The organism is Microbacterium karelineae, assembly GCF_009745985.1.
Taxonomy (GTDB): Bacteria; Actinomycetota; Actinomycetes; order Actinomycetales; family Microbacteriaceae; genus Microbacterium; species Microbacterium karelineae.
The window spans coordinates 352,934-378,436 of the sequence record NZ_WFIX01000175.1 but is presented as its reverse complement, the minus strand read 5'-3'; the positions used below and the strand labels follow the sequence as shown (position 1 = coordinate 378,436).

General features: G+C 69.3%; 29 protein-coding genes and 2 tRNA genes. 17 read left to right on the top strand and 14 right to left on the bottom strand.

What is annotated here, in order from left to right; genetic code table 11:
* Positions 1-4 precede the first annotated feature (4 nt).
* Positions 5-664, bottom strand: coding sequence for a DUF8185 domain-containing protein (locus GB932_RS05235; RefSeq protein ID WP_156759629.1), 660 nt, complete (start codon positions 662-664; stop codon positions 5-7).
* 101 nt (positions 665-765) lie between these two features.
* On the opposite strand from GB932_RS05235, the gene GB932_RS05230 reads away from it, so the two are divergent.
* Positions 766-1,635: an acyl-CoA thioesterase gene (locus GB932_RS05230; protein WP_156759628.1), complete on the top strand. Its 870-nt coding sequence runs from the start codon at positions 766-768 to the stop codon at positions 1,633-1,635.
* 6 nt (positions 1,636-1,641) lie between these two features.
* Here GB932_RS05230 and sufU read toward each other — a convergent pair whose 3' ends face one another.
* Both sufU and GB932_RS05220 read right to left on the bottom strand, forming a co-directional pair.
* Positions 1,642-2,079 (bottom strand): Fe-S cluster assembly sulfur transfer protein SufU, encoded by a 438-nt coding sequence (gene sufU / locus GB932_RS05225; RefSeq protein WP_156759627.1) that lies wholly within the window; start codon positions 2,077-2,079, stop codon positions 1,642-1,644.
* Entirely contained in the window at positions 2,076-3,329 is a 1,254-nt protein-coding gene (locus GB932_RS05220; RefSeq protein WP_156759626.1) for a SufS family cysteine desulfurase, read from the bottom strand. The genes sufU and GB932_RS05220 overlap by 4 nt, the downstream gene beginning before the upstream one ends.
* 419 nt (positions 3,330-3,748) lie before the next feature.
* Here GB932_RS05220 and GB932_RS05215 point away from each other — a divergent pair, with 419 nt between their 5' ends.
* The 3 genes from GB932_RS05215 to GB932_RS05205 all read left to right on the top strand — a co-directional run bounded on the left by GB932_RS05215 (position 3,749) and on the right by GB932_RS05205 (position 7,075).
* Positions 3,749-5,065: a quaternary amine ABC transporter ATP-binding protein gene (locus GB932_RS05215; protein ID WP_197517308.1), complete on the top strand. Its 1,317-nt coding sequence runs from the start codon at positions 3,749-3,751 to the stop codon at positions 5,063-5,065.
* The gene (locus GB932_RS05210) at positions 5,065-6,027 is read left to right on the top strand and encodes an ABC transporter permease (protein ID WP_156759625.1); all 963 of its coding nucleotides are present in this window, start codon (positions 5,065-5,067) and stop codon (positions 6,025-6,027) included. The genes GB932_RS05215 and GB932_RS05210 overlap by 1 nt, the downstream gene beginning before the upstream one ends.
* A gap of 118 nt (positions 6,028-6,145) precedes the next feature.
* On the top strand, positions 6,146-7,075 hold the full coding sequence (locus tag GB932_RS05205) for a glycine betaine ABC transporter substrate-binding protein (RefSeq protein ID WP_156759800.1): 930 nt from the start codon (positions 6,146-6,148) through the stop codon (positions 7,073-7,075).
* 109 nt (positions 7,076-7,184) lie between these two features.
* On the opposite strand, the gene GB932_RS05200 is transcribed toward GB932_RS05205, so the two are convergent.
* A complete protein-coding gene (locus tag GB932_RS05200) occupies positions 7,185-7,871 on the bottom strand; it encodes a GntR family transcriptional regulator (protein WP_197517307.1) in 687 nt (228 codons plus the stop codon).
* 105 nt (positions 7,872-7,976) lie between these two features.
* Here GB932_RS05200 and GB932_RS05195 point away from each other — a divergent pair, with 105 nt between their 5' ends.
* The 5 genes from GB932_RS05195 to GB932_RS05175 all read left to right on the top strand — a co-directional run bounded on the left by GB932_RS05195 (position 7,977) and on the right by GB932_RS05175 (position 12,615).
* Positions 7,977-8,885 carry a glycine betaine ABC transporter substrate-binding protein gene (locus GB932_RS05195; protein ID WP_156759623.1) on the top strand — a complete coding sequence of 303 codons (909 nt, stop codon included), beginning with the start codon at positions 7,977-7,979 and terminating at the stop codon, positions 8,883-8,885.
* A 37-nt stretch (positions 8,886-8,922) separates the two neighbouring features.
* The gene (locus tag GB932_RS05190; RefSeq protein ID WP_156759622.1) at positions 8,923-9,876 is read left to right on the top strand and encodes a LysR family transcriptional regulator; all 954 of its coding nucleotides are present in this window, start codon (positions 8,923-8,925) and stop codon (positions 9,874-9,876) included.
* A 121-nt stretch (positions 9,877-9,997) separates the two neighbouring features.
* A complete protein-coding gene (locus tag GB932_RS05185; protein ID WP_156759621.1) occupies positions 9,998-10,987 on the top strand; it encodes a putative oxygenase MesX in 990 nt (329 codons plus the stop codon).
* Positions 10,988-11,012: 25 nt separating this feature from the next.
* On the top strand, positions 11,013-12,038 hold the full coding sequence (locus GB932_RS05180; RefSeq protein WP_156759620.1) for a methionine synthase: 1,026 nt from the start codon (positions 11,013-11,015) through the stop codon (positions 12,036-12,038).
* Positions 12,039-12,057: 19 nt separating this feature from the next.
* Entirely contained in the window at positions 12,058-12,615 is a 558-nt protein-coding gene (locus GB932_RS05175; protein WP_156759619.1) for a flavin reductase family protein, read from the top strand.
* Between the two features lie 135 nt (positions 12,616-12,750).
* Here GB932_RS05175 and ettA read toward each other — a convergent pair whose 3' ends face one another.
* The 4 genes from ettA to msrA all read right to left on the bottom strand — a co-directional run bounded on the left by ettA (position 12,751) and on the right by msrA (position 16,214).
* Positions 12,751-14,433, bottom strand: a complete 1,683-nt coding sequence (ettA, locus tag GB932_RS05170; protein ID WP_156759618.1) for an energy-dependent translational throttle protein EttA — start codon at positions 14,431-14,433, stop codon at positions 12,751-12,753.
* 60 nt (positions 14,434-14,493) lie between these two features.
* Complete coding sequence (locus GB932_RS05165; RefSeq protein WP_156759617.1) at positions 14,494-14,979, bottom strand: DUF6993 domain-containing protein; 486 nt, start codon at positions 14,977-14,979, stop codon at positions 14,494-14,496.
* Positions 14,980-14,994: 15 nt separating this feature from the next.
* Positions 14,995-15,519 (bottom strand): single-stranded DNA-binding protein, encoded by a 525-nt coding sequence (locus GB932_RS05160; RefSeq protein ID WP_156759616.1) that lies wholly within the window; start codon positions 15,517-15,519, stop codon positions 14,995-14,997.
* Positions 15,520-15,668: 149 nt separating this feature from the next.
* Positions 15,669-16,214 carry a peptide-methionine (S)-S-oxide reductase MsrA gene (msrA, locus tag GB932_RS05155; protein WP_156759615.1) on the bottom strand — a complete coding sequence of 182 codons (546 nt, stop codon included), beginning with the start codon at positions 16,212-16,214 and terminating at the stop codon, positions 15,669-15,671.
* A gap of 219 nt (positions 16,215-16,433) precedes the next feature.
* Here msrA and GB932_RS05150 point away from each other — a divergent pair, with 219 nt between their 5' ends.
* The 4 genes from GB932_RS05150 (at position 16,434) to GB932_RS05135 (ending at position 17,748) form a co-directional block, all read left to right on the top strand.
* The gene (locus GB932_RS05150; RefSeq protein ID WP_156759614.1) at positions 16,434-16,868 is read left to right on the top strand and encodes a hypothetical protein; all 435 of its coding nucleotides are present in this window, start codon (positions 16,434-16,436) and stop codon (positions 16,866-16,868) included.
* A 40-nt stretch (positions 16,869-16,908) separates the two neighbouring features.
* Positions 16,909-16,981 (top strand) — tRNA-Arg (locus GB932_RS05145).
* Positions 16,982-17,011: 30 nt separating this feature from the next.
* Positions 17,012-17,635, top strand: coding sequence for an oligoribonuclease (gene orn, locus GB932_RS05140; RefSeq protein WP_156759613.1), 624 nt, complete (start codon positions 17,012-17,014; stop codon positions 17,633-17,635).
* A gap of 37 nt (positions 17,636-17,672) precedes the next feature.
* Positions 17,673-17,748: transfer RNA gene (locus GB932_RS05135), tRNA-His, on the top strand.
* A 58-nt stretch (positions 17,749-17,806) separates the two neighbouring features.
* On the opposite strand, the gene GB932_RS05130 is transcribed toward GB932_RS05135, so the two are convergent.
* Positions 17,807-19,015, bottom strand: coding sequence for a DUF4232 domain-containing protein (locus GB932_RS05130; protein ID WP_156759612.1), 1,209 nt, complete (start codon positions 19,013-19,015; stop codon positions 17,807-17,809).
* Positions 19,016-19,107: 92 nt separating this feature from the next.
* On the opposite strand from GB932_RS05130, the gene GB932_RS05125 reads away from it, so the two are divergent.
* The 3 genes from GB932_RS05125 to GB932_RS05115 are packed head-to-tail and all read left to right on the top strand — an operon-like array spanning position 19,108 to position 20,239.
* Entirely contained in the window at positions 19,108-19,449 is a 342-nt protein-coding gene (locus tag GB932_RS05125) for a metallopeptidase family protein (RefSeq protein WP_156759611.1), read from the top strand.
* Positions 19,449-19,757 carry an ATP-dependent Clp protease adapter ClpS gene (clpS, locus tag GB932_RS05120; protein WP_156759610.1) on the top strand — a complete coding sequence of 103 codons (309 nt, stop codon included), beginning with the start codon at positions 19,449-19,451 and terminating at the stop codon, positions 19,755-19,757. Before GB932_RS05125 ends, clpS begins: the two co-directional genes overlap by 1 nt.
* Positions 19,754-20,239 (top strand): DUF2017 family protein, encoded by a 486-nt coding sequence (locus tag GB932_RS05115; protein ID WP_156759609.1) that lies wholly within the window; start codon positions 19,754-19,756, stop codon positions 20,237-20,239. The genes clpS and GB932_RS05115 overlap by 4 nt, the downstream gene beginning before the upstream one ends.
* A gap of 7 nt (positions 20,240-20,246) precedes the next feature.
* Here GB932_RS05115 and GB932_RS05110 read toward each other — a convergent pair whose 3' ends face one another.
* The 3 genes from GB932_RS05110 to dinB form a co-directional block, all read right to left on the bottom strand.
* Positions 20,247-20,825, bottom strand: a complete 579-nt coding sequence (locus GB932_RS05110; protein ID WP_156759608.1) for a nucleoside/nucleotide kinase family protein — start codon at positions 20,823-20,825, stop codon at positions 20,247-20,249.
* Positions 20,804-21,130: a hypothetical protein gene (locus GB932_RS05105; protein ID WP_156759607.1), complete on the bottom strand. Its 327-nt coding sequence runs from the start codon at positions 21,128-21,130 to the stop codon at positions 20,804-20,806. Before GB932_RS05105 ends, GB932_RS05110 begins: the two co-directional genes overlap by 22 nt.
* A gap of 75 nt (positions 21,131-21,205) precedes the next feature.
* Entirely contained in the window at positions 21,206-22,468 is a 1,263-nt protein-coding gene (gene dinB, locus GB932_RS05100) for a DNA polymerase IV (RefSeq protein ID WP_156759606.1), read from the bottom strand.
* Between the two features lie 104 nt (positions 22,469-22,572).
* On the opposite strand from dinB, the gene GB932_RS05095 reads away from it, so the two are divergent.
* A complete protein-coding gene (locus tag GB932_RS05095; RefSeq protein WP_156759605.1) occupies positions 22,573-22,779 on the top strand; it encodes a methyltransferase in 207 nt (68 codons plus the stop codon).
* Positions 22,780-22,786: 7 nt separating this feature from the next.
* Here the strand turns inward: GB932_RS05095 and GB932_RS05090 are convergent, their stop codons facing one another.
* Together GB932_RS05090 and betC are read right to left on the bottom strand one after the other, a co-directional pair.
* Positions 22,787-23,953 (bottom strand): glycoside hydrolase family 3 N-terminal domain-containing protein, encoded by a 1,167-nt coding sequence (locus GB932_RS05090; RefSeq protein WP_231916002.1) that lies wholly within the window; start codon positions 23,951-23,953, stop codon positions 22,787-22,789.
* 7 nt (positions 23,954-23,960) lie between these two features.
* Positions 23,961-25,496, bottom strand: coding sequence for a choline-sulfatase (gene betC / locus GB932_RS05085; protein WP_156759604.1), 1,536 nt, complete (start codon positions 25,494-25,496; stop codon positions 23,961-23,963).
* Positions 25,497-25,503: the final 7 nt, after the last annotated feature.

Sequence of the window (25,503 nt, the reverse complement as noted above, 5' to 3'; positions counted from 1 at the left end):
CTCATCAGGATCCCGTCGCGCGCACCGAGGTGAGGCCCGAGACGGCGGGCCCGCGCGAGAGGACGTGACCGCGCGCGAGGGATACGCGCGTCCAGCGGCCCGAGGTGAACACGGGCACCCGCTCCTCACCGGCGATGAACCCGAACGAGAAGGCCGCGAACGCGACCCCGAGCGGCAGGCCGCCCAGCTCCTCGTCGGGCTGGCCCCACACGGATCCCCGCACGGCGCGCACGGCGTCCTCACCGGCGTTCGTCGGCACCTGGTGCGCCACGGCGGCGATGCCCCACTGGGCGCGCGCGGCGAGCGTCGCCGCGTCGAGCTCGCCCGTGCGCTCCCAACCCGCGCGGGGCGGCGCGACGCCGGCCCATGCCGGGGCCATCGCCTGATCCGGCAGGCCGACCTGGGCCGCGTCGTCGGTCTCGCTGAGCGCGGACACGACGAAGTCGCATTCGAGCTCCGGATCCGCGCGCAGCACCCGCATCGCGAGCACCGTCGGTGTGCGGTCGAGCAGGCCCTGAGGCGCGAGCGCGGCCGCCGTCATCGCGAGGACGCCCCCGCGCGCCTGCACGCGCACGCCCTCGTCGCCGACGCGCGCGGCGCGGCCCGAGAAGGTCAGGGCGTCGCGCGCCGATCCGGAATCCGCCAGCACCAGTCGTTCGCTCACGCTCCCTAGACTATTGAGGCGCGCCTGGGCGGACGCCTCCGTGTCGTTTCGAGACGGCGCCGTCGCCGCAGGCCGGGACCGTCACCGTGAAGAGGAGCGCCATGAGCGGCATCGAATACCCGATCGACCCGATCGGCATGCTCATGGGGGTGCTCGAACTCGACGAGACGGGCGCCCGCACACACGAGGACATCTTCGTCGGCCGCTCGCATCCGATGCCGACGGGCCGCGTGTTCGGCGGCCAGGTCGTCGCCCAGTGCGTCACGGCGGCGACGCGGACGGTCGCGGGCGATCGCTCCCCGCACTCGCTCCACGGCTACTTCCTCCGCCCCGGGGACGTCACGCTGCCGACGACCTTCGCCGTCGAGCGGATCCACGACGGCCGCTCGTTCTCGCGGCGGCGCGTGCAGGCGTATCAGGGCGGGGTGCCGATCTTCAGCGGCATCATCTCGTTCCAGGACGACGATCCGGGGATGCAGCACCAGGTCGCGATGCCCGACGCCCCCGCGCCCGAGGACGTGCCGTCGGCGGAGCAGGAGCTGGGCGACGCCGCGCGGCTCCTGCGCGCGAACCCGATCGAGGCGCGCCACGTCGACGGCGCGATCTTCCTCGACGTCCCCGATCCCTCGCCGCAGCAGGCGACGTGGATCCGGATCCGCGAGCGCCTGGGCGACGACCCGGCGCTGCACCGCGCGATCCTCGCCTACATGAGCGACTTCACGATCCAGGAGCCGACTCTCCGGGCGAACGGCGTCGCATGGCGCACACCGGGCCTGCGCTCGGCGAGCCTCGACCACGCGATCTGGTGGCACCGCTTCGCGCGCGTCGACGAATGGCTGCTCTACGTCGCCGACTCCCCCACCTCGCAGGGCGGTCGCGGCATGAACACGGGTCGCATCTTCACCCGGGAAGGCGCGCTCGTCGCGAGCGTGGCGCAGGAGATCATGGCGCGCACGCCCGCGGACCGCTGAGGCGCGTCAGGCCGCGAGGGAGGCCTTGAGGTCGGCCTCGAGGGCGACCCACGCGAGCATCGCGCACTTCACGCGCATGACGTACTTGGCGGTGTTCTGGAACGCCGCGGCGTCACCGAGGGCCTCGCTCGGCTCGACCTTGCCGCGCGAGCGCATCATCTCGCGGAACTCCTCGATGCGCGCGAGGGCGTCCGTTCGGCTCGCTCCCGTGAGCAGCTCGCTCATGATCGACGCGGACGACATCGAGATGCTGCAGCCCTGGCCGTCCCAGTCGAGGCCCGCGATGCGCCCCTCCTCGACGGTGATGCCGAGCGTGATCTCGTCGCCGCACGACGGATTGAGCTCGTGGTGCGTGAACGGGTGCCCCGAGGGGTCGCCCTTGCCCTCCGGCGTCTTCGCGTGGTCGAGGATCAGCTCCTGGTACATCGCCTCGAGCCCGCTCATCGGTCGACTCCGAAGAAGCCGCGCACGTCGCCGAGCGCGACCCGCAGCGCCTCGACGTCGTCGAGGGTCGAGTACACGCCGGCGCTCGCGCGCGTCGACGAGGCGGTCCCGAGCGCGCGGTGCAGCGGCTGCGCGCAGTGGTGTCCTGTTCTCACGGTGATCCCCCTGTCGTCGAGGAGCTGGCCGACGTCGTGCGCGTGCACGCCGTCGACGAGGAAGCTGGTGAGGGCCGCGCGGGGCTGCCCCGCCGCGGGGCCGATGAGGCGCACGCCGGGGACGGACTCGATCGCCTCGACGAGGGCCGCCGCGATCTCGTGCTCGTGGCGGAAGACGGCGTCCATCCCGAGGCCCTGCAGGTACGCCGCGGCGGCGCCGAAGCCGACCGCCTGGCTCACGGGCTGCGTGCCCGCCTCGAAGCGGTGCGGGGCCGGCAGGAAGTCGGCCTGCTCCATCGACACGACCGTGATCATGGATCCGCCCGTGCGGGCGGGCGGCAGTGCGTCGAGCAGCTCCGCCCGCCCGTAGAGCGCCCCGATGCCCGTCGGGCCGAGCATCTTGTGCGATGAGAAGACGGCGAAGTCCACGCCGAGGCCGCCGAGGTCGACCGGCATATGCGGAACCGACTGGCAGGCATCGAGGACCGTGAGCGCGCCGACCTCCCGGGCGAGCGCGGCGATGTCCGCGACCGGAGCGATCAGCCCCGTCACGTTCGACACGTGCGCGAAGGCGATCACGCGGGTGCGCGGGGAGACGACCTCGCGCAGGGCGTCGATCGTCCACAGGCCGCGGTCGTCGACGGAGACCCACCGCAGGGTCGCTCCCGTCTTCGCGGCGAGGCGCTGCCACGGGATGAGGTTCGCGTGGTGCTCCGCCTCGGTCACGACGATCTCGTCTCCCGCGCGGAGCGCGAAGCGGTCGTCGCCGAGACCCGCCGACGCGTCCGCCATGCCCAGGGCGATCATGTTCAGCGCGTCGGTCGCGTTCTGCGCCCACACGATCTCGCGCTCGCCCGCGCCGACGAAGCCCGCCACCTGCTCACGCGCGTTCTCGAACGCCCACGTCGCCTCGCCCGTGGCCATGCTGGATCCGCGATGCACGGCGGCGTAGTCGCTGCGCACGAAGTCGGTCTCCGCGTCGAGCACGGCCGCCGGCCGCTGCGACGTCGCACCCGTATCGAGGTACACCGAGTGCGGGTGCGCCTGGAAGTACGGGAAGTCCGCGCGCACGGGCGCGCCGAGGGGTGTGGGCATCGAGTGATCTCCCTGTGGGCCGAGGGGTGTCCTTCCATCTTCCCGCATCCCCGCTGCCGTGGCGTCGCCGAGCGGAACCGCCCGTCATGCGCTCACGATTCGATAACGTCCGGCGGCCGGCGCGGAACGCACCCGAGCCGCCGGCAGCCGCGTGATTCTCCGCCTCTCGCGCCCCGTGCGGCGTCGATCGATCGACAGCCGATGACGAGAAGGCGCGCCGGCTCACGGCGTCACGCGCGGATCCGGTTAACCTGGACACGTCAGGAATGTAGGAATGTCGACACGCAACCCGGCTTCCTGCTCCTCGACCCGCGGTGTCGCGTCCGACACGGCCGCTGGGGTCGATCACTCACGATCCGCCAACCCGAGGGCCGAGCGCGAACGTTGCGTCATTCGAGACGCGCTCGTCGCAGGAGAACGTGACAGAGAATACGAACGACGTGCTGGTGAGGGCCGATGGCCTGTACAAGGTCTTCGGACGCCGCACGCAGGAAGCAGTCGACCGGCTCCGCGCGGGATCCGCGCGGGACGACCTCGACGGCGTCACCGCCGCCGTCATCGATGCCTCATTCGAGGTGAAGCGCGGCGAGATCTTCGTGGTGATGGGGCTCTCGGGATCGGGCAAATCGACCCTGATCCGCATGATCAACGGCCTGTTCGAGGCGACAGCGGGCACGCTGACGATCGGCGACCAGGAGATCACCTCCATCTCCGAGAAGAAGCTGCGCGCGATCCGCCGCGACCACATCTCGATGGTGTTCCAGCACTTCGCGCTGCTCCCGCACCGCACGGTCGCCGACAACGTCGCCTACCCCCTCGAACTGCAGGGCGTGGGACGGCCGGAGCGGCTCGACAAGGCGAACGAGATCCTCGGGCTCGTGGGCCTCGGCGGCTGGGGCGAGAAGCTCCCCAGCGAGCTCTCGGGCGGCATGCAGCAGCGCGTCGGCATCGCCCGTGCCCTCGCGGCCGACACCGACATCCTGCTCATGGACGAGGCGTTCAGCGCCCTCGACCCCCTGATCCGGCGCGAGATGCAGGAGCAGCTGCTCGAGCTGCAGCAGAAGCTGCAGAAGACGATCATCTTCATCACGCACGACCTCAACGAGGCGATGTTCCTCGGCGACCGCATCGCGGTCATGCGCGACGGCCGCATCGTGCAGATCGGCACACCAGAGGACATCCTCACGGATCCCGCGAACGACTATGTCGAGCAGTTCGTGCAGGACGTCGACCGCGCCCGCGTGCTCACGGCCGGCAACGTCATGGAGAAGCCGATCGCGGTCGTCCCGTCGACGGCGGGACCGCGGACGGCGCTCAAGACGATGCGCGACTCGTTCCTGAGCGCCGTGTACGTCGTCGACCGCGACCGGAGACTGCTCGGCACGCTCGAGGATCGCGACGCGCTCCGGCTCGTGCGCAAGGGCGAGCGGTCGATCGAGGGCGTCGTCAAGGACGACGCCGTGACCGTGGGCATCGACGATGTGCTCATGGACCTGTTCATCCCGGCCGTCGAGTCCAAGCTCGCGGTCGCCGTGACCGACGCGGCGGGCAGGCTCGTCGGCGTGATCCCCCGGATGACCCTGCTCGCGGCGCTCGGCCCCGGGCCGGGCGCGACCGAGGAGATCTCGCTCCCGGTGCAGCCGGTGCCGACGACCGTCATCGACCAGGTTCTGGCCGACAGCGAGGACGGCCGCCCCGTCGAATCGCCCGCGGTCGGAAGCGAGGAGGCCCGCTGATGTTCGAGAACTTCCGGATCCCGCTCGGAGAGTGGGCCGAGATCGCACTCGACTGGTTCAAGGCGACCTTCAAGCTGCTCCTCGATCTCATCACGATCGTGACCAAGTGGCTCGTCGAGGGCCTGTCCGACGCGCTCGTCGTCACGCCCATCCCCGCGATGATCATCCTCCTCGCGGTCATCGGCTGGCTCGCACGCTCCTGGCAGCTCGCTGTGGGCACCGTCATCACCTTCCTCATCATCGTCGCGGTCGATCAGTGGGAGAACGCGATGCTCACGCTCGCGCTCGTCCTGGTCGCGACGCTGATCGCCATCGTCGTCGCCATACCGCTCGGCATCCTCGCGGCACGCAACGACGCGTTCAGCGCGATCATCAAACCGGTCCTCGACTTCATGCAGACGATGCCCGCATTCGTCTACCTGATCCCCGCCGTCACGTTCTTCGGCATCGGCTTCGTGCCGGGCGTCTTCGCCACCATCCTGTTCGCACTGCCCCCAGGTGTGCGAATGACGGAGCTCGGGATCCGCGGCGTCGACTCCGAGACGGTCGAGGCCGGGCAGGCGTTCGGCGCCGCCCCACGTCAGATCCTGAGCGGCATCCAGCTCCCCCTCGCGACGCCGACGATCATGGCCGGCATCAACCAGGTCATCATGCTCGCCCTGTCGATGGCCGTCGTCGCCGGCATGGCGGGCGCCGATGGCCTCGGCAAGGAGGTCGTCGCGGCGATCTCGACGCTCAACATCGGCCTCGGTGTCGAGGCGGGCCTGAGCGTTGTCATCCTCGCCGTGTACCTCGACCGTGTCACTGCGGCGCTCGGCAATCCAGCCGACTACCGCAGTTCGCTTCTGGGGGCGATGAGCCGACGTCGCGCCGCTGTGCGGAACGCGAAGGCGGACGCCGAAGCAGCGGTCGCTGAGGCCCAGAAGCTGGAGGCGAGCGGCCCGCGTCGTGCCAGCTTCTGACCACGCCATCACCACCTCATCCTGGGCGGGCTCGACCCGGCTCGCTCCGGGCGGAACTGCTCGGGAGGATCCCAACCCCCGTCGCCCTCGGCACGGGAAGAAAGGAATCATCATCATGATGAAGAAGCGCAAGCTCGCAAGCATCATCGGAATCGGACTCGCCGGGAGCCTCGCGTTCGCCGGCTGCTCGACGGACAGCGAGGAGCCCGCCGCGAATGGTGGGGACGGCGACAGCGGCGCGTCGGAGGAGATGGGCACGATCACGCTCGGCTTCCTGCCGGCGTGGACCGACGGCCTCTCGACCGCTTGGCTGCTCAAGAACCAGCTCGAGGCGATCGGCTACACCGTCGAATTCGAGGAGCTCACGGAGGCCGCGATCCTCTACACCGGCCTCGCGGGCGGCGACGTCGACGTCTACCCGTCGGCGTGGTCGGAGACCACCCACGCGTCGTACATGGAACAGTACGGCGACCAGCTCGAGGATCTCGGCGCCTACTATGAGAACGCGAAGCTCACGATCGCCGTCCCCGAGTACACCGACATCGACTCGATCGAAGACCTCGCGGGCAACGCCGACATGTTCGGCGGCGAGATCATCGGCATCGAGCCGAGCGCCGGTCTCACCGAGCAGACCGAGACGGTCATGATGCCCGAGTACGAGCTCGAGGACGAGTACAGCCTCGTCACCTCATCCACGGCGACGATGCTCGCGACGCTCGAAGAGGCCGTCGCGAACGAAGAGGACATCGTCGTGACCCTGTGGCGGCCGTTCTGGGCGAACTCGGAGTTCCCCATCAAGGATCTCGAGGACCCGATGGGCGCCATGGGCGAGCCAGAGGCTCTGCATTTCCTCGCCACGGAGGGCTTCTCGGAGGAGTTCCCTGAGGCAGCCGAACTCATCGCCGGAATCCAGCTCGACGACGACGAGTACGGATCGCTCGAGGACACCGTCGTGAACACCTACGAGGGCGAGGACGACAAGTCCGCCGCGATCGAGGAGTGGCTCGAAGCGAACCCGGACGCGTTCGATACGATCGTCACCGACTGATCGACTCTCGGATCGCGGAACGGCCCGTCCCTCCCCGGGGCGGGCCGTTCTCGTCGAGATCGTTCAGGACTCTCTACGCGGCCCGGTCCGCCCTTCGGGACGACCCCGGTCAATCGGTCGTCCCCGCACCGGTGCCGCGCAGTCCGTTGCGAATCGCGGCAGTCGCTCGACCGATCGATTCGGTGACCACGCGCGCCGCGAGAGCGCCGTCGCCCTGGTTGACGGCCTCGATCAGGTCGTCCTGGTAGCCGAGAAGCGTCGACGGATCGCCTGCCGACTCGCCTCTCACACCGAAGAGTTTGAACGATCGACTTCGACGCCACAGGCTGCGGATCGTCTCCAGGAGCACCAGGTTCCCCGCGGCGGCGTAGAGCTCCTGGAGGAACTCTTCGTCACGGTCGAGGAACGCGACATGATTCCCGACCTCGATCGCGTCTCTCGCGCGCGCATAGCGGGCGACCATCCGACTCACGAGCGCCTCGTCGGCATTCTCGCCGCCCCGCCTCGCCGCCTCGGCTTCCAGCATGGACCGCACGTCGTACACATCGAGCATCTCGTCCGGCGAGAACGCCCGCACGATCGCCCCCCGGTATGGCAGCGACTCGACGAGGCCGGCCTCCTCGAGTCGCGTCATCGCCTCGCGCACGGGCATGACGCTCGTTCCCAGCTGCTCGGCGACGTCACGGATCCGCAGCCGAGTTCCCGGCGGGAGGTCGCCGCTGAGGATCGCCGCCTGCAGCGCCTCGACGACCTGCTCACCCATGCGCGCACTCGGCGCGAGGGACGGCAACGACATGGTCTTCATTGTAGGCGCCCGACCGCGACGAGCACATCTGTCGCGTTTCGCGTACGATCGTGTGTGATCACAGATCACAAGCGTAATCGAGATGAGGGTGCACACATGCAGAACCGCACGACGAAACTCCTCCTCGCCAGCTTCGCCACGACGATCCTGGCGCTCAGCGGGTGCAGCAGCACGGAATCCACGACCAGCGGCCCCGACGGGGCGGGAGGAAAGGGAACCGTCACGATCGGCCTCATCCCCTCGTGGACCGACACCCTGATCACCGCCTATCTCGCGAAGGACCAGCTCGAGAAGCTCGGCTATGCGGTCGAGATGGAGGAACTCACCGAGGCCGCCATCCTCTACACGGGTCTCGCGGCCGGCGACATCGACATCTACCCCTCGGCATGGCCCGACGTCACGCACGCCTCGTACGTCGAAGAGTATGGCGACGATATCGAGGACCTCGGCACCTTCTACGACCAGGCACAGAACTTCCTCGCGGTGCCGAGCTACACCGACGTCGACTCGATCGAGGACCTCGCCGCAGATCCGAGCCTGTTCGACGGACAGATCATCGGCATCGAGCCGAGCGCAGGCCTCACCGAGCAGACGGAGACGGTCGCGATGCCGGAGTACGACCTCGACGAGGACTTCGATCTCGTCACCTCCTCGACAGCGACGATGCTCGCGCAGCTGGAGGAGTCGATCGCGAACGAGGAGGACATCGTCGTCACACTGTGGCGCCCGTATTGGGCGAACGGCTCCTTCGACCTGAAGATTCTCGAAGACCCTCGGGGAGGCATGGGCGACCCTGAGACGATGCGCACCTACGCCACGAAAGGCTTCTCTGATGAGCACCCCGACGCGGCCGAGTACTTCGCCGGATTCGAGCTGACCGACGACCAGTGGAGTTCTCTGGAGGACCTCGTCATCAACGACTACGAGCCAGGCGAGGAGGAGGAGGCGATCGCTCAGTGGATCGATGAGAATCCGGACGCATACGAGACGCTCATCGCCAACTGAGCCTCTGGTCGACATGTCCGTGAGATAGCTTGTGGCTATGGCACGCGACGGCATCGGGACGGTGAACGGCATCACCCTGCAGCAGCTGCGGTACTTCGTCGAGGTCGCGGCCGAGGGGTCCATCAGCGCGGCAGCCGACCTGCTCTACGTCTCACAGCCCACGATGTCGGCCGCGATGAAGGATCTCGAACGCCGCGTCGACCGCGCCCTCCTCCTGCGCTCGGTCCGCGGCGTGACCCTCACCGAGGACGGTACCGAGTTCCTCGGCTACGCCCGCCAGGTCGTCGAGCAGGCCGAACTGCTCGAGCAGCAATACCTCGGGCGCCCGCCGTCGCGCCGCCTCCTCGCGGTCTCCGCGCAGCACTACTCGTTCGTCGTCGACGCGTTCGTCCGGATGGTGCGGGGCTCGGATGCCGCGGAGTACGCCTTCACGCTCCGCGAGACGCGCACCTGGGACATCATCGAAGATGTCCGCACGCTCCGCAGCGAACTCGGGGTGCTCTACCGCAACGACTTCAATCGGAACGTCATCGACAAGCTCCTCCGCGAATCCGGCCTCACCTTCACCCCGCTGTTCCGCGCCACGCCGCACATCTTCATCGCTCGGACGAACCCGCTCGCCGCACGCGAGCGCGTCACGCTCGACGATCTCGAGGACCTGCCGCGTCTCACCTTCGACCAGGGGGCGAACAGCTCGTTCTACTTCGCCGAGGAGATCCTCTCCACTCGCTCGTCGAAGCAGGACATCCGGGTGAGCGATCGCGCCACCATCTTCAACCTCATGATCGGCCTCGACGGCTACACGATCTCCACCGGCATCGTCTCCGACGACCTGGACCCCTCGATCGTCGCCATCCCGCTCGACGTCGACGAGCGCATCGAGATCGGATGGATCGGACACACGTCCATGCCGCTCACGGGGCAGGCGGAGCGCTTCGTCGCCGAGATGCGCGATGTCGTCGCCGGCTTCGGCGTCGAGTTGCTGACATAGGGGTTGGCTATCTCCAGCGCCGAAGCATTCCGATGAGGCTATAACCGCCTGCCCTGCCTACAGTGAGTTCACCGGGTGCGAATCCACCCCCGCAGCTCACCACGAGGAATCGAGGCATCGGATGACGACGACGGCTACCGACCTGACGTTCAGCATCAGCACGACCCGCTTCGACGAGGACTACACCCCGTCGTCCGGTTCGCGCATCACGACGAACTTCGCGAACCTGGCCCGCGGCGAGGGGCGCAGGCAGAACCTGCGGAACGTCCTGACGATGATCGACGACCGCGTGAACGACCTCGCGGACCAGGACAACCCGCGTCGGGATCGCTACGCCGTCGAGCTCGACATCGTCTCGGTGGATCTGCACCTGGACGCCGGAGACGGCGCGGGCGTCCCGCTGATCGAGGTGCTCGACGTCACGATCCTGGACAAGGAGACGGGCGATCGCATCCTGGGGATCACGGGGAACAACTTCTCGTCGTATGTCCGGGACTACGACTTCAGCGTCGTACTGCCCGCACACAAGGCGGCGGCCACCGAGCCGGGCCTCCCCAGCGACTTCGGCGACCTGCATGGGAAGCTGTTCCAGCACTTCGTCGCCTCCGACGCGTACCGCAGGCGGTTCGCACAGCCGCCCGTCGTGTGCATCAGCGTCTCGACCAGTCGCGAGTACCGTCGGACCGCCTACCAGCACTCCGTCCTCGGCTGGGAGTACGCGCACGACGCCGACTCCCTGACGGACCTCTACTTCGGCAAGATGGGCCAGCAGGTGCGGTACTTCATGCCGCGCGGCTCCGCCGCGCCGCTGGCGTTCTACCACCAGGGCGACCTCACGGCCGATCATTCCGATCTGGCCCTGATCGGCACGATCAGCACGATGGAGGCGTTCCAGAAGATCTACCGCCCGGAGATCTACAACGCCCGTTCGGCGGCCGGCGAGGTGTATCGGCCGAGCCTCGACAATCCCGACTACTCGGTTCCCGACGTCTCGTACGACCGCGAGGAGCGCAGCCGGCTGGGCGCCGAGCAGGGGAGGTTCACCGAGGAGCACTTCATGAAGCCCTACCGGAGCGTTCTGGACCAGTGGGCCGCCGGTCACACCGTCTGACCGGACTCGACACGGAGAATCACAGATGAACACGCTTCTTCCCACCTCGATCGTCGGCAGCCTGCCCAAGCCCGCCTGGCTCGCGGAGCCCGAGACGCTCTGGTCGCCCTGGAAGCTCGAAGGCGCGGAGCTCGCCGAAGGAAAGCGACGCGCGCTGAGCCTGGCGGCCGACGAGCAGCTCGACGCCGGAATCGACATCGTCAGCGACGGCGAGCAGACACGTCAGCACTTCGTCACGACGTTCATCGAGCACCTCAGCGGCGTCGACTTCGACCAGCGCGAGACGGTGCGGATCCGCGACCGCTACGACGCGAGCGTCCCGACCGTCGTCGGGCCGGTCGAGCGCGAGCAGCCGGTCTTCGTCAATGACGCGAAGGCGCTCCGTGCACAGACCGATCGGCCGATCAAGTGGGCGCTCCCCGGACCCATGACCATGATCGACACCCTGTCCGATCGGCACTACGGGAGCCGCGAGAAGCTCGCCTGGGAGTTCGCGACGATCCTCAACCAGGAGGCGAAGGAGCTGGAGGCCGCGGGAGTCGACGTCATCCAGTTCGACGAGCCCGCCTTCAACGTCTTCTTCGACGACCTGAAGGAGTGGGGCGTGGCGACGCTCGAGCGCGCCGCCGAGGGGCTGCGCGCCGAGACGGTCGTGCACATCTGCTATGGCTACGGCATCAAGGCGAACAATGATTGGAAGGCCACGCTCGGGTCCGAGTGGCGCCAGTACGAGGAGTCGTTCCCGCTGCTGCAGCAGTCGACGATCGACACCGTCTCGCTGGAGCGCCACAACTCGCGCGTGCCCGTCGAGCTCATCGAGCTCCTCCGCGGCAAGAACGTGATGGTCGGCGCGATCGACGTCGCGAGCGACAGCGTCGAGACACCGGAGGAGGTGGCGGCGACTCTGCGGAGCGTCCTCCCGTTCGTCGACGCGGACAGGCTGCGCCCGAGCACGAACTGCGGCATGGCACCCATGGCGCAGGATGTCGCACGGGACAAGATGATCGCGCTCGCCGCCGGTGCGCAGATCGTCCGCGCGGAGCTCTCGTGAGCGAGGCGGATCACGCATCATGACGACTCTCCTCACCTCCCCCGTCTCGGGGACCGCGCCCGAGCCTCCCCCGGCGCCGATCGACGCGGAGGGCTTCAAGTCGCTGTTCCGCGGCCACCCCTCGGGCGTCGCGGTGATCACGGCGCACGGCCCTGACGGCCCCGTCGCCCTCACGGCGAGCTCGGTCGCCTCGATCAGCGTCGATCCCCCGCTGCTGATCTTCTCCGTCTCCGCCCTGTCATCGGCGAGCGCGTCGATCGTCGCCGCGGACTCCGTGGTCGTGCACCTGCTCGACGCGGGCGACCTCGAGCTCGCCGAGCTCGCCGCCACCAGCGGCGCCGACAGGTTCGCGGATCGCGAGCGCTGGACGCGCCTCGACACCGGCGAGCCCCTGTACCACGGGGTGCGCGCGTGGACGCGTGCGGCGATCGTCAATCGGCTCGAGGCCGGCGGATCCACGGTCATCGTCGCCCACGCGCTCGAAGGGTCGATCGCGCGCGATGCCGACCACGAGGCCGGTCCCCTGGTGCACCACAACCGCACGTGGCACCGCCTCGACGAGGGATCCGCCATCTGATCGTCCGATCATCGACAACGCCCCCGGATCCGCGTCGGATCCGGGGGCGTTGTGTGGCGGAGAGGTCAGGCGGACGGCGAAGCCGGATCCGCCCAGAAGGACAACGGAATCGCGTCGCCCCTCCGGCGGCTCGATTCAGTCCCTGGTGAGTTTGCGGTGGGTGGCGCGGTGCGGGCGGGCGGCGTCGGGGCCGAGGCGCGCGATCTTGTTCTCCTCATATGCCTCGAAGTTGCCCTCGAACCAGTACCACTTCGCGGGGTTCTCCTCGGTGCCCTCGTAGGCGAGGATGTGCGTCGCGATGCGGTCGAGGAACCACCGGTCGTGCGTGACGACCACGGCGCAGCCGGGGAACTCGAGGAGCGCGTTCTCGAGCGACTGGAGCGTCTCGACGTCGAGGTCGTTCGTCGGCTCGTCGAGCAGCAGCACGTTGCCGCCCTGCTTGAGGGTGAGCGCGAGGTTGAGGCGGTTGCGCTCGCCGCCCGACAGGACGCCGGCCTTCTTCTGCTGGTCGGGGCCCTTGAAGCCGAACTTCGACACATACGCGCGCGAGGGCACCTCGGTCTTGCCGACCATCATGATGTCGAGCCCGTCGGAGACGACCTCCCAGAGCGTCTTGTCAGGGTCGATGCCGCCGCGCGTCTGGTCGACGTAGCTCAGCTTGACGGTCTCGCCGATCTTCAGGTCTCCGCCATCGAGCGGCTCGAGGCCGACGATCGTCTTGAACAGCGTCGTCTTGCCGACGCCGTTCGGGCCGATCACGCCGACGATGCCGTTGGGCGGGAGGCTGAAGCTGAGGTCGTCGATGAGCGTGCGGTCGTCGAAGCCCTTCTCGATCTTCTTCGCATCGATGACGATGCTGCCGAGTCGCGGACCCGCGGGGATCTGGATCTCCTCGAAGTCGAGCTTCTTGGTGCGCTCGGCCTCCGCCGCCATCTCCTCGTAGCGGGCGAGGCGCGCCTTCGACTTCGCCTGGCGGCCCTTCGCGTTCGACTTGACCCACTCGAGCTCGTCCTTGAGGCGCTTCTGGAGCTTGGCGTCCTTCTTGCCCTGCACCTGGAGGCGCTCGGACTTCTTCTCGAGGTAGGTCGAGTAGTTTCCCTCGTAGGGATAGAGGCGGCCGCGATCGACCTCGGCGATCCACTGCGCGACGTGGTCGAGGAAGTACCGGTCGTGGGTGATCGCGATCACCGCGCCGTGGTACTGCTGCAGGTGCTGCTCGAGCCACAGCACGCTCTCGGCGTCGAGGTGGTTGGTGGGCTCGTCGAGGAGCAGCAGGTCGGGCTTCTCGAGGAGGAGCTTGCAGAGCGCCACGCGGCGCTTCTCACCGCCCGACAGGTGCTCGATGCGCTCGTCGCCCGGGGGCGTGCGCAGCGCGTCCATGGCCTGTTCGAGCTGCGCGTCGAGATCCCATGCGTCGGCGTTGTCGATCTCCTCCTGCAGCGTGCCCATCTCGGCCAGCAGCGAGTCGAAGTCGGCGTCGGGCTCGGCCATCAGGCTCGAGATCTCGTTGAAGCGATCGATCTTCGCCTTGATCTCTCCCACGCCGTCCTGGACGTTCTCGAGGACGGACTTCGACTCGTCGAGCTCGGGCTCCTGCATGAGGATGCCGACCGAGAACCCGGGAGTCAGGGTCGCGTCGCCGTTGGACGGCTGGTCGAGACCGGCCATGATCTTCAGGATCGTCGACTTGCCGGCGCCGTTCGGGCCGACCATGCCGATCTTCGCCCCCGGAAGGAACGACATCGTCACGTCGTCGAGGATCAGCTTGTCGCCCACCTTCTTGCGGGCGCGGACCATCTGGTAAATGTACTCAGCCATGTTGGCACCCAGTCTACGGTGCCGACGGCCCGTTCCCGGCCCGTTCCGGCGAGCGGGAGATCACTCGATCGCGGCGGTCTCACCGGGCAGGCAGACCCCGTCGACGGGCTCGAGCACCGTCGCCACGGGCTCGGGCGTGTCGGGGCCGAACTGTCCGACGAGGCAGGCCGAGTCGCTCCACCTCACCGACACCATCATCGTCTCGGCGGCGTTGCCGACCGTCGAGAGATCCTTGCTGACCTGCATCTCCGAGATGTCGAACCCGACCTCCGCGAGCATGTCGACGTAGGTGCGCCCCTGGGCGCGCCCGTCGGACGCCCAGGCCCGCTCGATCGCCTGCTGGAACACCGGCAGGTTGTCCTCGGCGCTGCCGTCCGGCGAGAACTTCACGGGCTCCGGTGCCGGCGTCTCGCTCGGCGTCGGGGTCGCGGTCGGCGCGGCATCGGGGGTCGGCTCGGCCTCGCCTGTCTCCGGGGCGCACGCGACGAGGGACGCGACGGCGAGGAGGGCGGGCACGACGATCAGGCGCGACGGGCGGAAGCTCACCCCCTCACCCTACGATCAGAACGGATTCAGCGCCCCCTCCTGCTCGCTCGGGGCGTCGGCGGACGCGGTGTCGTCACCGACGTCGGTCGGTTCGACCTCCGGCAGCACGCCGACACCCCAGTCCGCGTCCGCGGCCGGCGGCTCGCCCGGGATCGCCGACTGCTCGTCGTCGCGCCTGCGCCCCGTCGATGTCGTCGTGTACGTCGTCTTCCCCCAGCGCAGGTCGGGGCCGAGCGACTCGGCGTTGATGTCGACGTTGGTGCCGCGGCGCTCGTCGCGTTCCCAGTCGCGCACCTTCAGGGCGCCGTGCACGATGACGCGCATGCCCTTGCTGAGCGACTTGATGGCGTTCTGCGCCAGGGATCCGTGCGCGTAGACGGTGTACCAGTTCGACTCGCCGTCGCTCCATTCGCCCGTCTCGGGGTTGCGCCGGCGCGGCGTGCACGCGACGCGGAAGCGCGTGTACATCACGCCGTCGTTCGATGCCTGCGCGGTCGGCTCTGTCGCGATGTTGCCGGTGATCGTGATGGTCTCGGTCATGGGGTCCGTCCTCTCTCCACCCGGCCGCGAATCGGCCGGCGGGAACAGACTGACAAGATCGCCCCGCCTCGCGCTGGGCGAGACGGGGCGATGTGGAGAAAAACGGCGATATCCGCGAATGTGAGCACGCTGACTGCGGCCCGGAGGCCTCAATCGCGCAGGTACTCCGAGAACCTCGCGCGCACCTTGTTGACCTTCGGCACCGCCACGGCGAGACAGTAGCCCTGCCCGGGGTTCTTGGCGAAGAAGTCCTGGTGGTGGTCCTCCGCGCTCCAGAACTCGCCGAGCGGCTCGATCGTCGTGACGAGGGCGCCCTCGGCGTCGCCGAGCGGCGCGTCCCACAGATCCGTCGCGCGCTCGCGCGCGCGCTCGAACACCTCGCGCTGCGTGTCGTCGGCCGGGAACATCGCCGAGCGGTACTGCGTGCCCGTGTCCGCACCCTGATGGTTCAGCTGCCGCGGGTCGTGCATCGTGAAGAACGCGTCGAGGATCACGTCGGCCGGGATCACATCCGGGTCGAACGTCACCCTCACAGCCTCGGCGTGCCCCGTCGTCCCGGTGCATACCTGCTCGTAGCTCGGTTCGGCGCTCTGACCGCCTGTGTATCCCGAGACGACGTCCTCGATGCCTCTCAGCGCCCGATAGGCGGCGTCGAGGCACCAGAAGCATCCGCCTGCCAGCACGAAAGTCTGCATGTGCTCATCTCCCTGCACGCGTGATCTGCGGCCCGCACGACCGCACCTCTCCACGGTACGCCGAGCGGGCGAGGCGCGCCCCGACACCACGGAGACTGCCAGCCAACGCATCGGCGCAGAGGTGCGGCGGCAGAGGCCCCGTGGAATGTCAGTGCTGCGCGGCAAGCTGTCCGTCACCAGGAGGACGACATGATACGAGATCCCGACCATCGTCGCGCGGTGCAGGCGCGTCACAGACACCGCAATTTCGTTCGGCTGATGTCCTACCTTCGCGAGCATCCGTGCTGCGACTGCGGCGAATCCGATCCCATCGTTCTCGACTTCGATCACCTGCCCGGGCACAGCAAGCGGTTCAACATCTCGCAGGCGGTGGGTGGGTCGACGCGCAGCTGGGAGACGATCCTGTCGGAGATCGCGAAGTGCGAGGTGGTCTGCGCGAACTGCCACCGGCGACGAAGCGCCGAGCGAGGTCGCTTCCGAAAGCACCTCCTCAATCTCGGTCTCGAGGTTCGAGAGGTCGACGTCGAGTCACGCGATCGTCGGAACGCGCACGGCGGCGGCGCAAAGGGGCGCCGCGGATGCCGGTGCGACCTCTGTACAAGCCGTCGGCGCGAATACCAGCGCGAGTGGGAGGCCCGTGCGAGGGAACGCTGACACACCCTCGAGAAGGTCGCCGGTAAGCTGGAACGAACAACCCCCAGTAGCTCAGCGGACAGAGCGGCGAACTTCTAATTCGAGGGCCGGGTGTTCGACTCACCCCTGGGGGACAGGAAACGACGAACAAGAAGAGGGGCGCGGTGAGCGCAGCAGACAACGACCGGCTCGTGTGGATCGACTGCGAGATGACGGGGCTCGACACCGCGGTCGACGAACTGGTCGAGATCGCCGTGATCGTCACGGACTTCGACCTCACGGTCCTCGACCCGGGCCTCCAGATCGTCATCAAGCCGTCGGACGCGGCGCTCGAGAACATGGGCGAGTTCGTCACGAAGATGCACGCGGCGAGCGGCCTCGACGCGGAGATCCCCCAGGGCGTCCCGCTCGCCGAGGCGGAGCGCCGAGTGCTCGAGTACGTGAAGCGCTTCGTGCCGCAGGAGCGCAAGGCGCCGCTCGCGGGCAACACCATCGGGACCGACCGGATGTTCCTCGCGAAGTACATGCCGCAGCTCGACGGCTACCTGCACTACCGCAACGTCGACGTGTCGAGCATCAAGGAGCTCGCGCGCCGATGGATGCCCCGCGTGTACTTCCAATCCCCCGAGAAGAACGGCGGCCACCGGGCCCTCGCGGACATCCGGGAATCGATCCGCGAGCTGCGGTACTACCGCCGCGCGGCCTTCGTCGCGGAGCCCGGCCCGACGACCGACGAGGCGAAGGCGATTGCTGAGAATGTCGTGAACGAGTTCGCCTCGAACCTGTGACAAAATAGTCGGGTTGCCCTGCGCGAGCAGGGACATGGTGGCTGTAGCTCAGCTGGTAGAGCACCGCGTTGTGGTCGCGGGGGTCGCGGGTTCAAGCCCCGTCAGCCACCCCATATCGAGAAGGCCCGTTCTCTCGCGAGAGAACGGGCCTTCTCCGTTCGCCGGGAACCCTCATTCCTCCACGTACCACGGTGTCAGCGCCATCTCCGCACCGTCGACGACGTCGAGCGTCTCCACTTCGGACACGCGATGTGCACCCGGCCATGGCGCCATCAGCACCGTGAGCCCGCCCGGTCGGCCCGTGGGAGCACGCCAGCTCAGATCCGCACGCACGGCTTCCCCGGGCGCGACGGTCACGGGCGCATCCGGCGCGGGCCCCGACCCCACTCGCTCCGAGGTGACGATTACGGGCAGGATCTCATCCCCCGCGTCATCCGTGAACGCGAGATCAGGCGCGCCCTGCAGTTCGCAGGCCATATCCGACGTGTTGCGCGCCTCCAGAGCGAGGAAGCGGGATCCGGTCGCCGCGTCGACGCCGAGGATCACGACTTCCACGTCGTCCTCGGCGCAGCGACCGGGAAAGTCCGGCGCCGCGGTCGCTGCGACCTCCGCCGGCGGAGATGTCGGAGCGGTCACGATGTCGACGGCATCGTCTTCTGTCGTCTCCGCTTTCGCTGCCGGCTGCGCGACGGCGGTCTGCGCGGACAGCGCCGCCCCGCGGGTCGCGGCGACGAGACACGCACCCGCCACCGCGGCCGCCGCGAGCAGCGCGACCGCGACGAACAGCGCGCGTCGACGCGCCCGACCGGTCGGCCGCGGTGGGCGGATGACGACGGTCGCGAGAGCGGGGATCCATCCCCACAGGAGCCCCCACCGGACCGCCTCCTCCAGGGCCGGGAACACGAACATCCGGATGTGGGAGCCGCCGCGTCCACCGAAGGTCTCGACCTGCAGGAGCCACCCGCCGGCCTGTGCGAGCCCCGCCACGACGACGGCGGTCAGCACGGCGGCACCCCAGAGCGGCAGCAGCCGCGCCCACCACGGCCGCTCCCACACCAGAGTGAGGATGGCCGTCGCGAACGCAGCGGACACGAAGACGAGAGTGCCGAGCAGCATCACCCAGATGAGCGCCGGCCACGGATCCACGGTGTAGCCCGCGTGGGCCGGGACGAGGGTCGGAACCCATGTCTCGACGGCGTGCCACATCTCGGCGGATCCGCGCCACGCGAGAGCGCGATGGAGGAGGTCGGCGGCGACCAGTGCGAGGGCGCCCATGATCGAGAACACCACCCACCCTGCCCACCGGTTCGACCTGTCCCCCGGCGCGACCTCGGATCGCGTTCGCTCCGCTGTGTCCTCCCAGCTCGCCGTCGTCTTCACCGGCTCAGTCTGACACGCGCGGGCCGGGCCGGCTGGGGCGTCAAGCATGCTCCTCCGACCGTCGGCACGCCGCGCCCCGATAGACTCGAGGCATGGAAGCGGACGAGTTCGAAGCCCTCGTGGTCGACGAACTCGATCGGCTCCCCGACGACATGGTCGATGGGCTCGACAACGTGATCTTCGTCGTCGAGGATCGCCCGGAGGACGGATCCCTCGACCTCCTCGGCCTGTACGACGGGCTCGCCCTCACGGAGCGCGGCCGGTACGGCATGGGCGAGCTTCCCGACCGCATCATCGTCTACCGCGAGCCGCACCTGGCGCAGTGCGAGACGGCAGACGAGCTCCGCGACGAGGTGCACACGACGCTGGTGCACGAGATCGCGCACTTCTACGGCATCGACGACGACAGACTCCACGAGCTGGGGTGGGCCTGATGGCCGCCGACACCGTGTTCGCGCGTCCCGGCCTCGACGAGGAGACGGAACGGATCTCCGCGCCCGCCGCGGCCGTGCCGTGGCAGACCGTCGTCTGGGACGATCCCGTCAACCTCATGAGCTACGTCGTGCGGGTGTTCCGCGAGTACTTCGGCTTCTCGCAGGAGCGCGCGACGCAGCTCATGCTCGCCGTGCACCACGAGGGCCACGCGGTCGTCGCGGAGGGCGCGCGCGAGCAGATGGAGCTGCACGCCCAGGCCATGCACGACTATGGCCTGTGGGCCACCGTACGGAAGGCGCCGCGATGAGCGATGCACTCGTGATCCTCACCCTCACGCGGATCGAGGCCACGCACCTCAGCGATCTCGTGACGCAGTTCGAGACCCTCGTGACGGAGGAGGATCCGGCAGGCGACCCGGCGCTCGCCCGGCTCGCTCCCGACGCCTACCCCGAGGACGCAGAGGCCTCTCGCGAATTCCAGCAGGTGACGCGCGGCGACCTCCTCGGACGGCGCGCCCACGACGCAGCGACCGTGAAGCGCGACCTCGCCCAGATCGAGGACGCGACCCTCGACGAGGCCCTCGCACCCGTCGACGTGTCGATCGAGGGCGGCCACCTCGACGCCTGGATGCGCACGCTCGCAGCCCTGCGGCTCGTGCTCGCGAGCCGGCTCGGCATCACGGACGACTCCGATCACGACGAGGACGACCCGAGCTACGGTCTGTACGACTGGCTCGGCTACCGGCTCGAGGGGCTCGTGCAGGTCGCCGAGGAGCGCACCGACCGCTGATCGTGCGTCACGCCACGTCGACGTCGATCGTCGCGAGCGTGCGCGGGTCGTGCGCGGCCATGTGTCGTTCTTCCTGCTCGGCCCACACCTCCCAGAACGGCGCGAACGTCTCGCCGTCGCGTGCGAGCGCGCTCGCACGCCTGACGGACGCGTCGCCGTCCATCCAGATCGCCGCGGCCGACCGCGCCGCCGTCGACGCGGTGAGGCTCCCGCATCCCTCGAGCACGAGCGGCACGCGGGGATCCACACGCCGCGTCTCGGGATCCCATTCGCCCGCGTCCCAGTTCCACCGGTGGTACTCCCCCACGCGGCCCTCCGCGTGGGTGCGGACGAGCTCCTCGGCGATCGCAGTCCCGGCCTCGAGCCCGCGCCAGCCGGGATAGAACTCGTCGAGGGACACGACCCGCGCCGACGTGGCACGCCCGATGCGGTGCGCGGCCGTCGTCTTGCCCGATCCGCTGCGCCCGTCGATCACGATGCGCCGGGACGCCCCTGGTGCGGTGGTGAGGGCGCGAACGGCCGCGTCGACGACTCCGTCGATCGCGGCCGCGCTCAGCGTCGTCGTCAGCGCTTCTTCTTGAGGCACTTGATGACGTACCCCAGGGCGCGGCCCGCCACGAAGACGAACGGCGTGAGCGTCGCGAGGAGCGTGACGATGTTCGGCGCGAAGCGGAACTCGGATCCGCGGCGGATGTATGCGCCGACCGGCACGGAGAATCCGCCGCCTCCGCCGCCGCCGTTGCCCGCCTCGTCGGATCCGCCGCCGAAGCCGGACCAGGTCGCCGCGACGGGAAGCACCTTGACGCCGTCGAGGTCCTGCTGCTCGCCGTACGCTGCCGTCACGCCGAGGTTGCCGCTGAGCTTGCCGAGTTCGATCGCGATGTTGGGCATGGCACCTACAGTACCTGCTCGGTCGCCTGCAGCACCCGCTCCGTGGGCGACGGCACCTGCTCGGTCGCCGCCTGCTCAGTCGCTGTCCTCAGGCGGTCGATCGTACGCCGGCACGTGCCGCGCGCGCCGCTCGTTCGGGAGCGCGGACGCGCGCGTGACGGACCCCGCCCCGAAGCGCGCGGAGGCACGGTCGAGCGCCCCCTCGACCTGCTTCCAGTCGCCGTCGTCGTCCCACAGCGCGACCGCCGCGGATCCCGCGGGCACGAGGCGCTCGGCGCGCACTCCGATGAGCCGGACAGGGGCCCGCAGGTCGACGGCCGCGAGCAGGTCCCGCGCCACCTGCGCGATGCGCTGCCCGACCGCCGTCGGCTCGGACAGGGCCTGGGATCGGGTGATCGTCGCGAAGTCGCTGAAGCGCAGCTTGATCGCGACGCCCGACGCCTCCATCCCGCCTCTCCGCAGCCGGACCGCGACCCGGTCGGCGAGGCGCAGCAGTTCCGCGCGCAGCATCTCCGGATCCGTCACATCGGTGTGGAACGTCTCCTCGTGCGAGACGCTCTTCTCCGTCCGCGTCGTCTCGATCCCGCGCGGATCGCGCCCGTGGGCCAGGTCGTGGATCCGCTGCGCCTGCGACGCTCCGACGATCCGTGCGAGCGCCGTGACGGGCGTGGAGCGCACGTCGTGGATGGTGCGGATCGCGCGCGATGCGAGCGATTCCGCGGCCTTCGGCCCGACGCCCCACATGGATCCCGCGGGACGCGGATCGAGGAACTCCTGCGTGCGCGCCGCGGGGATGAAGAGCATCCCGTCCGGCTTCGACGCCGTCGACGCCATCTTCGCGACGTGCTTCGTCGCGGCCGCGCCCACGCTGCACGTGATCCCGATCTCCTCACGCACGCGGCGACGGATCAGCACTGCGATCTCGCCGGGCGTGCCCCAGAGACGCCGCGCGCCGCGCACATCGAGGAACGCCTCATCGATCGACAGCGGCTCGACGAGCGGCGTGATGCTGCGGAACACCTCCATCACGCGGGCGGACACCTCCCGATAGCGCTCGAACGTCGGCGGGACGACGATGGCGCGCGGGCACAGACGCAGGGCCATCCCGATCGGCATGGCCGAGCGCACGCCGTAGCGGCGCGCCTCGTACGACGCGCTCGAGACGACCGAGCGGCCGTCCGGATGCGCGATCACGACCGGCTTCCCCGCGAGCGAGGGATCGTCGAGGGTCTCGACGGCGACGTAGAAGGCGTCCATGTCGACGTGCAGGATGTGCGCGCCGGCATCGTCCGCGCCCGCGCGCGAGACGAGTCTGCCGGATCCATCCTGCCTGCTCATGGCTTCCATTCTCCCCCGCCGACGGGGCTGGAAGCCGCGCCGCGGACGGCGTACCGTATGAGCCACACGCCCAGTGTGGACCGTGGTTCACGAGAGGAATGGCCATGAGTGCGACGCAGATGGACATGCTGTGGATGGCATACGGGAAGGCGGGGGCCGTCGGCTCGATCCGTCATGAGGACGATCTGTTCCACGTCGTCATGTCGGACCGCCGCGAGATCGGCGCCTATCCGACGCTCGAGATCGCCAAAGGTGCGCTGATCTCACACCTGAAGCCCGGGACGGACCGACCGGAGTTCCGCCGGGTCTAGCGGATCGCTACGACGCGAGCCGCAGCGCGAGCACGCGCGCGGCCGCCTCGTCGAGCCGTTCGTCGGGGAGCGATCCGTCGTGGATCGCTTCGGCGATCCCATCGATCATCGCGCCCGCCGTGCCGGTATCCGATCCGGCCACCATGAGCACGAGATCCGCGCCGGCCGCGAGCGCGGCGACGGCGTTGCCGGCAGGGTCGGCGTACGCGGCCTCGCCCGACGAGAGCAGCATCCCGAGGTCGTCGGTGACGGCGACGCCGTCGAAGCCGAGCTCGTCGCGGAGGATGCGGTACCACTCGGGCGACAGGGAGGCGGGCCGGTCGTCCACGGCCGTGAACCGCAGGTGGCCCATCATCACGAGCTCCGCACCCGCGTCGATCCCCGCCGCAAACGGCAGCGCGTCGCCCGCGCGCCACGCGTCATATCCCAGGTTCGTCGCCGGGATCAGGTGGTGCGAATCGCCTTCCGCCGCCCCATGCCCCGGGAAGTGCTTGAGCGTCGTGAGCACGAGGTCGTCCTCTCCCCGCACCGCGGCCGCGATCGCGTCGGCGACCGCGCTCGGATCCGTGCCGAACGCCCGCGAGAAGATGAAGGATCCGTCACCTCGTGGGACATCGGCGACGACTCCGAAGTTCACCGTGACGCCGGCCTCCGCGAGCAGCTCGCCGCGGCCCGCGAACGCCTCCTCGATGGCCGTGGGATCCGCGCCCTTGAGGTCGCGCGCCGAGGCGAGATCGTCCCACGGCAGGCGGGAGACGACGCCGCCCTCCTGGTCGATCGCGATGAGCGGGGGCGGATCCGCTGTCGCCGCGATCGCGGAGGTGAGCGCGCCGAGCGCGTCGGGATCCGCAGGCACGTTGTCGCCCATGAGGATCACCCCCTGGGGGCCGGCCGCGACATACCCCGCGAGCGCCGCCGGGTCGGTTCCCGCCGCGTAGCCCATCACGACCGCGGCCGCCTTCTCGAGGACCGTCATCTCGGCGACCAGGTCGGCGGCGGCCGTCGGCGGCGTCGCGACCGGCGTGGGCGTGGGCGTCGCGATCGGGGACGCGCTCGCCGACGCCGATGGGGCCGGCGTCGGTTCCTCGGCAGGCTCGGGCGCACATGCCGAGACGGCGATCGTCACGAGGAACGCCGACGCGATCGCCGCTCCCCGCGCGCTCACGCCCCGCACGACCGGATCACCTCTCGGGATCTGAGATCGTGCCGTACTCGAGCGCGTTCCAGAAGTCACCGCGCACGTAGCGCTGCTCGGGAGGCGGTTCGTGGTCCCAGTGCTGGGCGCGACCGCGCGTGAGCGCGTCGGCGACGACCTGCCGGCGCGCCTGACTCGCGAGAACCCGCTGTTCGAGGCGATCCAGATCATAGCGTGCGTCGAGCGCGGCGCGCAGCTGCGCGACCACCTCGGCATATTCCGGGTCGTCAGCGCGGCTCCGGAGCTCGTCCGGATCGGCCTCGAGGTCGAAGAGCTGGTCGGGATCCCCGGGACACGCGACGAACTTGAGGCTCCCGCGCACGAGCGTCAGCTGCGGACGATACGTGCCCTCGGCGAGGTACTCGATCACGATCTCGCGATCGGCGCCCTCGCCCGCGTCGACGCCCTCGCGTCGCGCCGTCTCGAGCAGGGACGTTCCCGGCGCCTCCACGGGTGGGACGCCCGCGAGCTCGAGGAGCGTCGGCATGAGGTCGAGCAGCGCGACGGGGGTCTCGAACCGCCCCGGCGGGACGATCTGCTCCGGGCCGACGACGATGAGCGGGATGCGCGACGACTGCTCGTACGGCGACATCTTGAACCAGAGTCCCTTCTCGCCGAGCATGTCGCCGTGATCGCTCGTCACGATGATCACGGTGTCGTCGGCGAGGCCGAGCTCGTCGAGCCGGTCGCGGATGCGCCCCACGTGATCGTCGATGTAGCTGACGGCCGCGTAGTAGGCACGCCTCGCCCGCCGCACATCGTCGATCGACGGCTCCCGTACGTCGAAGCCGCTCATCGCGCGCAGCCGGTGCGTGTGGGGATCCTGTGCGATGTCGGGCACCTCGGGGTGCGCCGGATCCGGGATCTCGACGTCGTCGAAGCGGTCCCAGTGCGCGCGCGGCGGCTCATACGGGTCGTGCGGATGGATGAACGACGTCACCATGAGGAACGGCTGCCGCTCCCCCGAGGCCTGGTCGACGCGCGCGCGATCGGCCAGGTGCCGGAAGGCGCGGAAGCCGACCTCGTCGTCGAAGTCCTGCTGCACGCTGGCCGTCGACACGCCCGCCGCGAAGACGGCGTCGGCATCGTGATACCACTGCAGGCGCTGATCCAGCGGGCGGGTCCAGTCGGGCACCATGTCGAGGTCGGCCGGGTAGACGTCGGTCGTCAGGCGCTCCTCGAAGCCGTGCTGCTGATCGGGCCCGATGAAGTGCATCCGCCCGATCAGCGCCGTGTGGTAGCCCGCCGCCCGCAGCCGGTGGGCGAATGTCGGCAACGACGCGGCGAAGTCATCGCCGTTGTCGAAGCACCCGATCTGCGACGGGAGCAGGCCCGTCATCATCGAGGCGCGCGACGGCGCGCACAGGGGCGTGTTGCAGTAGGCGCGGTCGAACACCGCCCCCTCCTGCGCGAGCCGATCGATGTTCGGCGTCTTCGCCGCCGCGTCGCCGTAGGCGCCGAGCGCCTGCGCCGCCATCTGGTCGGCCTGGATGAGGACGATGTTCGGCCGGTGCGATGTCATTCCCTCA

Coding starts and splice junctions, on each gene's coding strand:
- sufU (WP_156759627.1), bottom strand. CDS start 2,079: ATGAGCGGGCTCGAGGCGATGTACCAGGAGCTGATCCTCGACCACGCG.
- GB932_RS05115 (WP_156759609.1), top strand. CDS start 19,754: ATGAGCGATGCACTCGTGATCCTCACCCTCACGCGGATCGAGGCCACG.
- GB932_RS05125 (WP_156759611.1), top strand. CDS start 19,108: ATGGAAGCGGACGAGTTCGAAGCCCTCGTGGTCGACGAACTCGATCGG.
- clpS (WP_156759610.1), top strand. CDS start 19,449: ATGGCCGCCGACACCGTGTTCGCGCGTCCCGGCCTCGACGAGGAGACG.
- GB932_RS05095 (WP_156759605.1), top strand. CDS start 22,573: ATGAGTGCGACGCAGATGGACATGCTGTGGATGGCATACGGGAAGGCG.
- GB932_RS05230 (WP_156759628.1), top strand. CDS start 766: ATGAGCGGCATCGAATACCCGATCGACCCGATCGGCATGCTCATGGGG.
- GB932_RS05175 (WP_156759619.1), top strand. CDS start 12,058: ATGACGACTCTCCTCACCTCCCCCGTCTCGGGGACCGCGCCCGAGCCT.
- GB932_RS05160 (WP_156759616.1), bottom strand. CDS start 15,519: ATGACCGAGACCATCACGATCACCGGCAACATCGCGACAGAGCCGACC.
- msrA (WP_156759615.1), bottom strand. CDS start 16,214: ATGCAGACTTTCGTGCTGGCAGGCGGATGCTTCTGGTGCCTCGACGCC.
- GB932_RS05190 (WP_156759622.1), top strand. CDS start 8,923: ATGGCACGCGACGGCATCGGGACGGTGAACGGCATCACCCTGCAGCAG.
- GB932_RS05200 (WP_197517307.1), bottom strand. CDS start 7,871: ATGTCGTTGCCGTCCCTCGCGCCGAGTGCGCGCATGGGTGAGCAGGTC.
- GB932_RS05180 (WP_156759620.1), top strand. CDS start 11,013: ATGAACACGCTTCTTCCCACCTCGATCGTCGGCAGCCTGCCCAAGCCC.
- GB932_RS05210 (WP_156759625.1), top strand. CDS start 5,065: ATGTTCGAGAACTTCCGGATCCCGCTCGGAGAGTGGGCCGAGATCGCA.
- ettA (WP_156759618.1), bottom strand. CDS start 14,433: ATGGCTGAGTACATTTACCAGATGGTCCGCGCCCGCAAGAAGGTGGGC.
- GB932_RS05220 (WP_156759626.1), bottom strand. CDS start 3,329: ATGCCCACACCCCTCGGCGCGCCCGTGCGCGCGGACTTCCCGTACTTC.
- GB932_RS05185 (WP_156759621.1), top strand. CDS start 9,998: ATGACGACGACGGCTACCGACCTGACGTTCAGCATCAGCACGACCCGC.
- dinB (WP_156759606.1), bottom strand. CDS start 22,468: ATGAGCAGGCAGGATGGATCCGGCAGACTCGTCTCGCGCGCGGGCGCG.
- betC (WP_156759604.1), bottom strand. CDS start 25,496: ATGACATCGCACCGGCCGAACATCGTCCTCATCCAGGCCGACCAGATG.
- GB932_RS05205 (WP_156759800.1), top strand. CDS start 6,146: ATGAAGAAGCGCAAGCTCGCAAGCATCATCGGAATCGGACTCGCCGGG.
- GB932_RS05105 (WP_156759607.1), bottom strand. CDS start 21,130: ATGCCCAACATCGCGATCGAACTCGGCAAGCTCAGCGGCAACCTCGGC.
- GB932_RS05195 (WP_156759623.1), top strand. CDS start 7,977: ATGCAGAACCGCACGACGAAACTCCTCCTCGCCAGCTTCGCCACGACG.